This window comes from Micrococcus sp. HG099 (assembly GCF_024723355.1).
Taxonomy (GTDB): Bacteria; Actinomycetota; Actinomycetes; order Actinomycetales; family Micrococcaceae; genus Micrococcus; species Micrococcus endophyticus.
The window spans coordinates 1-6,344 of record NZ_JANQCJ010000126.1 but is presented as its reverse complement, the minus strand read 5'-3'; the positions used below and the strand labels follow the sequence as shown (position 1 = coordinate 6,344).

General features: G+C 74.7%; 6 protein-coding genes. 5 read left to right on the top strand and 1 reads right to left on the bottom strand.

The genetic code is table 11. From position 1 onward, the window contains the following. The first annotated feature begins 401 nt into the window (after positions 1-401). Complete coding sequence (locus tag NWP10_RS09920) at positions 402-752, top strand: globin (RefSeq protein ID WP_258300788.1); 351 nt, start codon at positions 402-404, stop codon at positions 750-752. A gap of 40 nt (positions 753-792) precedes the next feature. Here NWP10_RS09920 and NWP10_RS09915 read toward each other — a convergent pair whose 3' ends face one another. After that, on the bottom strand, positions 793-1,500 hold the full coding sequence (locus NWP10_RS09915; protein WP_258300787.1) for a hypothetical protein: 708 nt from the start codon (positions 1,498-1,500) through the stop codon (positions 793-795). A gap of 104 nt (positions 1,501-1,604) precedes the next feature. Here NWP10_RS09915 and NWP10_RS09910 point away from each other — a divergent pair, with 104 nt between their 5' ends. The 4 genes from NWP10_RS09910 to NWP10_RS09895 all read left to right on the top strand — a co-directional run bounded on the left by NWP10_RS09910 (position 1,605) and on the right by NWP10_RS09895 (position 6,196). Next, complete coding sequence (locus NWP10_RS09910) at positions 1,605-2,624, top strand: acyl-CoA thioesterase II (RefSeq protein ID WP_258300786.1); 1,020 nt, start codon at positions 1,605-1,607, stop codon at positions 2,622-2,624. A 64-nt stretch (positions 2,625-2,688) separates the two neighbouring features. Beyond that, positions 2,689-3,573, top strand: coding sequence for an N-formylglutamate amidohydrolase (locus NWP10_RS09905; RefSeq protein WP_258300785.1), 885 nt, complete (start codon positions 2,689-2,691; stop codon positions 3,571-3,573). Further along, positions 3,570-5,060, top strand: coding sequence for a tyrosine/phenylalanine carboxypeptidase domain-containing protein (locus tag NWP10_RS09900; protein ID WP_258300784.1), 1,491 nt, complete (start codon positions 3,570-3,572; stop codon positions 5,058-5,060). Before NWP10_RS09905 ends, NWP10_RS09900 begins: the two co-directional genes overlap by 4 nt. A 95-nt stretch (positions 5,061-5,155) precedes the next feature. Next, positions 5,156-6,196, top strand: a complete 1,041-nt coding sequence (locus NWP10_RS09895; protein ID WP_017489484.1) for a glutathione synthetase — start codon at positions 5,156-5,158, stop codon at positions 6,194-6,196. Positions 6,197-6,344 lie beyond the last annotated feature (148 nt).

The window sequence follows — 6,344 nt, the reverse complement described above, 5'->3', positions numbered from 1 at the left end:
CCGCACCGGCGCGCGCGGCCGGCCCCGCGGCGGCCCCGCCCGGCGCGGTGCACCTCGAGGACGTCGGCGTGGCCTTCGGGGACCGGCGCGTCCTGCAGGGCGTGGACCTGCGCGCGGCGCCGGGCACGCTCACCGTGCTCGGCTCGGCCTCCGGCACCGGCAAGTCCACCCTCCTGCACCTGCTCGCGGGACTGCTGCGCACCACGGACGCCCGCGTGCAGGGGAGCGTGAGCGGCGTGGACCCGGACCGCACCGTGTGGGTCGGCCAGCATCCGCGCCTCCTCGAGCCCACGGTGGGCGAGGAGCTCGACGCCGCGGCCGGCCGGGCCGCCTCCCCCGCCACGCCCGCGCCCGCCGCCGAGACCGCGGCGCCGGGCCAGGCGGCGAGCTTCTACGAGGCCGTGGGCGGCAGGGGGACCTTCGACCGGCTCACCGCGGAGTTCTACGCCCGCGTGCGCGAGGACGAGCTGCTCTCCCCCATGTACCCGCAGGACGACTTCGAGGGCGCCCAGCGCCGCCTGCTCATGTTCCTCGAGCAGTACTGGGGCGGGCCGCGCACCTACTCGGAGGAGCGCGGGCACCCGCGGCTGCGCATGCGCCACGCCCCCTACCGGATCGACCCGGCGGCGCGCGACGCGTGGCTCACCCACATGCGGGCGGCCGTGGACACCCTCGGCCTGTCCCCGCTGCACGAGGCCGAGCTCTGGGACTACCTGGAGCGGGCGGCCCACTCCCTGCAGAACTCCGCCTGAGCGTCGGCCCGGGCCCGGGCCGGGTCCGGCTTCCGTCGACTCAGACAGCCATGGCGGGCCGGCCCAGGACGAACCCGCCGGGGGTGTCCAGGCGGGTCCAGGGCCCGGCCGTGCTGAGGCGGGCCCGCCCGCCGGGCTGGAGGAAGCCCAGCGCGTGGGCGCCGAAGGCCATTCCCGCGGGGAAGCCCAGGGCGTCCCCGCCCAGCAGCGGACCCCACATCTGGGCGCGGACCTTGCGGACCATCGCCTCGCCGGGGTTCTCCGGCAGCGCCTCGCGCACGGCGGCCACACCGCGCTCGGCCACGTCCGCCAGCTCCTCGTCGGCGACCTCGGCGGCGGGCGTCCACCCGGAGCGCGGCGGCGTGAGCGCGGTCCACGTGACCTGCTCCCGCCCCGGGGGGACGGAGAAGTCCAGGTCCACGGGCTGGCGGCTCCGCAACCGGGCGGTGCGCTCGGTCACCGCGCCCAGGGCGACGACGGCGTCCAGGTCCGCGGCCGACTCGGCGGTGGCCAGGGGAACGGTGCGCAGGCCGAGGACGACCGGCACCTCGTCGCCGAGGCCGGCCGGCTGCAGCACCGAGACCCATTGGGCGAGCATCGGCGTCCGCGAGGGCCCGGCCTCGGGCACCACGTGCAGGCGCATGCCCGTGTCCGAGACCCGGCGGGCCCGCGTGGCGAACTGCTCCAGGTCGCGCACGGCGCGCTCATCGGCGAAGCGGAGGACGGGGGCGGCGGAAGGCTCGGTCATGCGAGCATTGTCCCAGGTCCGTCGCGTCCCGGGCCCGCCCCGCCCCGGCGGGGCCCCGCACCGCCTCGCATCCCCCAGCTCAGCACCGCACAGAGGAGCCTCCCGTGCCCCAGCGTCATCCCGCCCCCCGCCCCGGTCGCGCCTCGGCCCGCCCGGCGTCGGCGCCCAAGGACCCCACGGACTTGCTGCGCGGGATCCTGGAGCTGAACCGGGCCGACGCCGACCCGCTGACCGGCCAGCCCCGGTTCACCGGCACCACCCCGCGGCAGGCGCACGGCCGCGTGTTCGGCGGACAGGTGCTCGCCCAGGCGCTGGCCGCAGCCTCCCGCACGATCTCCGCGGACCGGCCCGTCCACTCGATCCACGGCTACTTCATCCGCCCCGGCGACGCCCTGCAGCCCATCACGTTCACGGTGGAGACCCTGCGGGACGGCCGCTCCTTCTCCGTGCGCCGCGTGCTGGCCACGCAGAATGAGAAGGCCATCCTCGCCCTGACCTGCTCGTTCCAGGAGCCGGCCGAGGCCGCCCTGGACCACCATGTGGCCATGCCCGAGGGCGTCCCGGCGCCCGAGGAGCTCCCCAGCACGGCCGACGTGCTCGGGCGCATCAACCACCCCATCGCCCAGGAGTGGGCCTGGGCCCGCCCCTTCGACATCCGGCACGTCACCCCGGCGATCTACGTGGACCCCGCCCCCGAGGCGGAGAACCGGAACATGGTGTGGATGAAGACGTTCACGCCGCTGGCGGACGACCCCGCCTTGCACGTAGCCGCCCTCACCTACGCGTCGGACTACACGCTGCTCGAGCCCGTCCTGCGCCAGCACGGCGTCGCCTGGATCCAGCCCGGGATGTCCGTGGCCTCCCTGGACCACGCCATGTGGTTCCACCGGCCCGCCCGCGCGGACGAGTGGCTGCTCTACGTGCAGCACTCCCCCAGCGCCCAGGGCGCCCGCGGGCTCGGCACCGGCTCGGTGTTCACCCGCGACGGCACCCTCGTGGCCACCGTGGCCCAGGAGGGCATGATCCGCATGCCCGAGGGCGCCGCCGCCCGGCGGGCCCGGCTGCAGGGCGCGGCCCAGCGGTTGGCCCTGCGCACGGTCCTGCGGCGCAGCTGGCGGCGCTGATCCGGCACGCACCGTGCGGGCGGACCTTGCCACGGCGGCGCCGCGTCGGCCACGATCGGCTCCCATGACCGATCTCGCCGCCGAGCATCCCCGCACCGACGCCGTGGAATCCGTGTCCACGCGCACGCACGGCGAGCCGTTCGCCGTCGTCGGCCCCTGGAAGGACGATCCGGCCGCCGCCGGCCAGGTCGTGTTCACCACCGTGCACTCCGGCCACGACCTGCGGCCCGAGGTGGCCGAGCGGATGATCCTGCCCGAGGACGACCGCTTCCGCGAAGAGGACCCGTTCACGGACGCGATCGCAGGCGGCGTCGGCTCCGGCATGGTCATGCACCGCTCCCGCTTCGAGGTGGACCTCAACCGCCCCCGCGCCACCGCCGTCTACATGGAGCCCGGCCAGTGCTGGGGCCTGGACGTGTGGCGCGGCGGCCGCCTGGACGAGGACGTCGCCGAGCGCAGCCGACAGGTCCACGACGCCTGGTACGCCGAGCTCGGCCGCCGGCTGGACGTGCTCGCCGCGCGCGGCCCCTACGCCGTCTTCGACGTCCACTCGTTCAACCACCGCCGTGACGGTGCCGACGCCGGCCCCGCCCCGCAGGAGCAGAACCCCGACGTGAACGTGGGCACCGGCTCCCTGGACCGCGAGCCGTGGATCCCCGTGGTGGACGCGTTCATGGACTCCATGGCCCGCCCGCTGGTCTCCGGGATCGGCCGCCGCCTCGACGTGCGCGAGAACGTGCGGTTCTGGGGGCAGAACGAGGCCCGCTGGGCCCACCGCCGCCACCCGGACGCCGCCTGCGTGCTGGCCCTGGAATTCAAGAAGGAGTTCATGGACGAGTGGACGGGCCGCCCGGACCCGGCCGTCGTCGCCGAGCTCTCCGCCGCCCTGGCCGACGCCGCCGACGCCGTCGCCCAGGCCCTCGCCGACGTGAAGGTGCCGACCCCGTGAGCCCCCAGGACAGCCCCGAGACCGACCTCGCCACCGAGCGCCGCCCCACCCCCGAGACCGCGCCGCCGGACCCCGAGGAGGGCCCGACGACGGCCGGCCAGGCCGCCGTGGGCGCCCCCGAGGGCGGGGCGCGCGAGACGCCCGACACCCACGGCACCATGCCCGCCGAGCACGAGGCCGCCGACCCGGAGTCCACGGGACCCTTCCAGCCGGCGGAGCCGTCCTTCGCGGGGCGGGCCGCCGACGGGGGCGACCCGCTCGCCTCGGGCGCCCGCGGCGCCGGCCGCGTCGTCGCCTCCCGCATGCTCTCCCGCTGGACCGGCGACCAGCCGCCGGCCGGCCTGTCCCTCGCGGACCGTGCCGTGGACCACGAGCTGGGCATGCTGGCCTCCACCTTCCGCTTCCTGCTGGACGTGACCCCCACCAACGTGGAGTCCGCCCGCAAGGCGTTCCTCGAGGGCGACGAGCTCGAGCCCTTCACGTACCGGCGCCTCGAGGACGACCCGGACGTGCTGCGCCAGGTCCTCTACGACGTGCCCGTCCAGGCCGTCGAGGACCCCGTGCTGGGCACCCTGCTGCGCAACAAGAAGCGCGAGCTCGACCTGCAGCTGGAGATGCTGCAGGCCCGCGACACCGCGGACTTCATGCCGCTGAGCATCGAGCTGTACGGCGCCATCACCCCCGCCCTGCGCGAGACCGCCGAGCACATCCTGGCCACCGTGCCCGTGCCGGACGCCGGCGGCGAGGACGCCCTCACCGCCAAGGAGTTCCTCGAGCTGGCCCAGGACGAGATCGAGCACCTGCGCGACCAGGACGCGGACATCGAGGCCCACGCCGAGATCCGCCGCGACGTCTCCGGGGTCATGGTCTCCGGCGACACCCTCCTCGTCGGCCCCGAGACCCGCGTCCAGCGGGCCCGCGCCGTCGCGCTCCTGCAGCACGAGGTGGGCACCCACCTCGTCACCCACGTCAACGGCTCCGCCCAGCCGATCGCCTGCCTGGCCACCGGCCTCGCCGGCTACGACGAGACCCAGGAGGGCCTGGCCGTGCTCGCCGAGGTGGCCACCGGCCAGCTCACCGCCTTCCGCCTGCGCCAGCTCGCCGCCCGCGTGGTCACCGTGCACCGCATGGTGGCCGGCGCCGACTTCCGCGAGTGCCACCGCATGCTGGTGGAGGACGGCATCCCGGTGTCGTCGGCGTTCACCACCGTGATGCGCGCCTTCCGCTCCGGCGGCATGACCAAGGACGCCGTGTACCTGCGCGGCGTGCTGGACCTCGTGGACCACGTCCAGCGCGGCAACGGGCTGGACCTGTTCCTGCTCGGCAAGTTCTCCCTCGCGGACCTGCCGCTGCTCGAGGACCTGCACCGCCGCCAGATCCTGCGGCCCGCCCGCATCCAGGCCCGCTGGCTCACCGAGGAGGCCTCGCTCTCCCGTGTCCGCGCGCTGCATGGCATCGTGGACCCGGCGCAGCTCGTCAACGCCTGAGCCGGCCCCGACCCGCCACCGCGGCCCCGCCGCGCGCCCGCCGGCGCGACCCCATCCCGGCACCCACCCCGCATCCCCACCCCAGGAGCACCAGCATGCAGATCGGATTCGTCGTCAACGACGTCGCCACCGAGAAGCCCGTCTACACCACCACCCGCCTCGCGCTGGCCGCCACCCAGGCCGGCCACGAGGTGCACCTGTTCGGCACCGGCGACTTCGCGTACGAGCCGGACGGCTCCCTCTCCGTGCTCGCGCACGGCACGGACAAGAACCACCGCTCCCTCGAGCGCTACCTCGAGGCCGTGCAGGACGAGGCGAACGCGATCCAGACCCGCGTGGACGACTTCGACGTGGTGATGCTGCGCAACGACCCCGCCGACGACACCGCCGACCGCCCCTGGGCTCCCACCGCAGGCGTGTCCTTCGGCCAGCTCATCGCCGCCGCGGGCGTGCTCGTGGTCAACGACCCGCACACCCTGGCCAACGCCCTGTCCAAGGCGTACTTCCAGCACTTCCCGGAGATCGTGCGGCCCACCACCCTGATCTCGCGCGACGAGGAGCTCATCTCCGACTTCGTGGACGAGATGGGCGGCAAGGCCGTGCTCAAGCCCCTGCAGGGCTCCGGCGGCTCCGGCGTGTTCCTCGTGGACCGCAAGGAGTCCCCGAACCTCTCCCAGATCGTCGAGGCCATCGCCCGCGACGGCTACGTGGTGGCCCAGGAGTACCTGCCCGAGGCCAAGAACGGCGACGTGCGCATGTTCCTGATGAACGGCCGCCCGCTGCAGGTGGACGGCGAGTACGCCGCGTTCCGCCGTCGCTCCTCCCCGGACGACGTGCGCTCCAACATGTCCGCCGGCGGCAAGGCCGAGAAGGTCAAGGTCACCGACGAGATGCTCGAGCTCGTGGAGGCCGTGCGCCCCAAGCTGCTCGCCGACGGCATGTTCCTCGTGGGCCTGGACATCGTGGGCGACAAGCTCATGGAGGTGAACGTGTTCTCCCCCGGCGGCCTGGGATCCTGCCAGTCGCTCTACGGCGTGGACTTCGCCCCGGCGATCATCGAGGACCTCGAGCGCAAGGTCTCCGTGCGCAGGCACTACAAGGGCCAGATGGTCAACGCGAACCTCGCCACCATCTGACCGGGCCCCAGGCCCACACCCGCTGACCCGCGCCCGCCCCCCGGTTGTGCGGGAGTTTCGGGTGACTTGTCGGGGGTGCAGGAGCCCTGCACCCCCGACAAGTCACCCGAAACTCCCAGCGGGGGATGACGACGGCGGCACCCCGGCC

Excerpts from the sequence above, each read along its gene's own strand:
- NWP10_RS09895 (WP_017489484.1), top strand. The coding sequence starts at position 5,156 with ATGCAGATCGGATTCGTCGTCAACGACGTCGCCACCGAGAAGCCCGTC.
- NWP10_RS09905 (WP_258300785.1), top strand. The coding sequence starts at position 2,689 with ATGACCGATCTCGCCGCCGAGCATCCCCGCACCGACGCCGTGGAATCC.
- NWP10_RS09915 (WP_258300787.1), bottom strand. The coding sequence starts at position 1,500 with ATGACCGAGCCTTCCGCCGCCCCCGTCCTCCGCTTCGCCGATGAGCGC.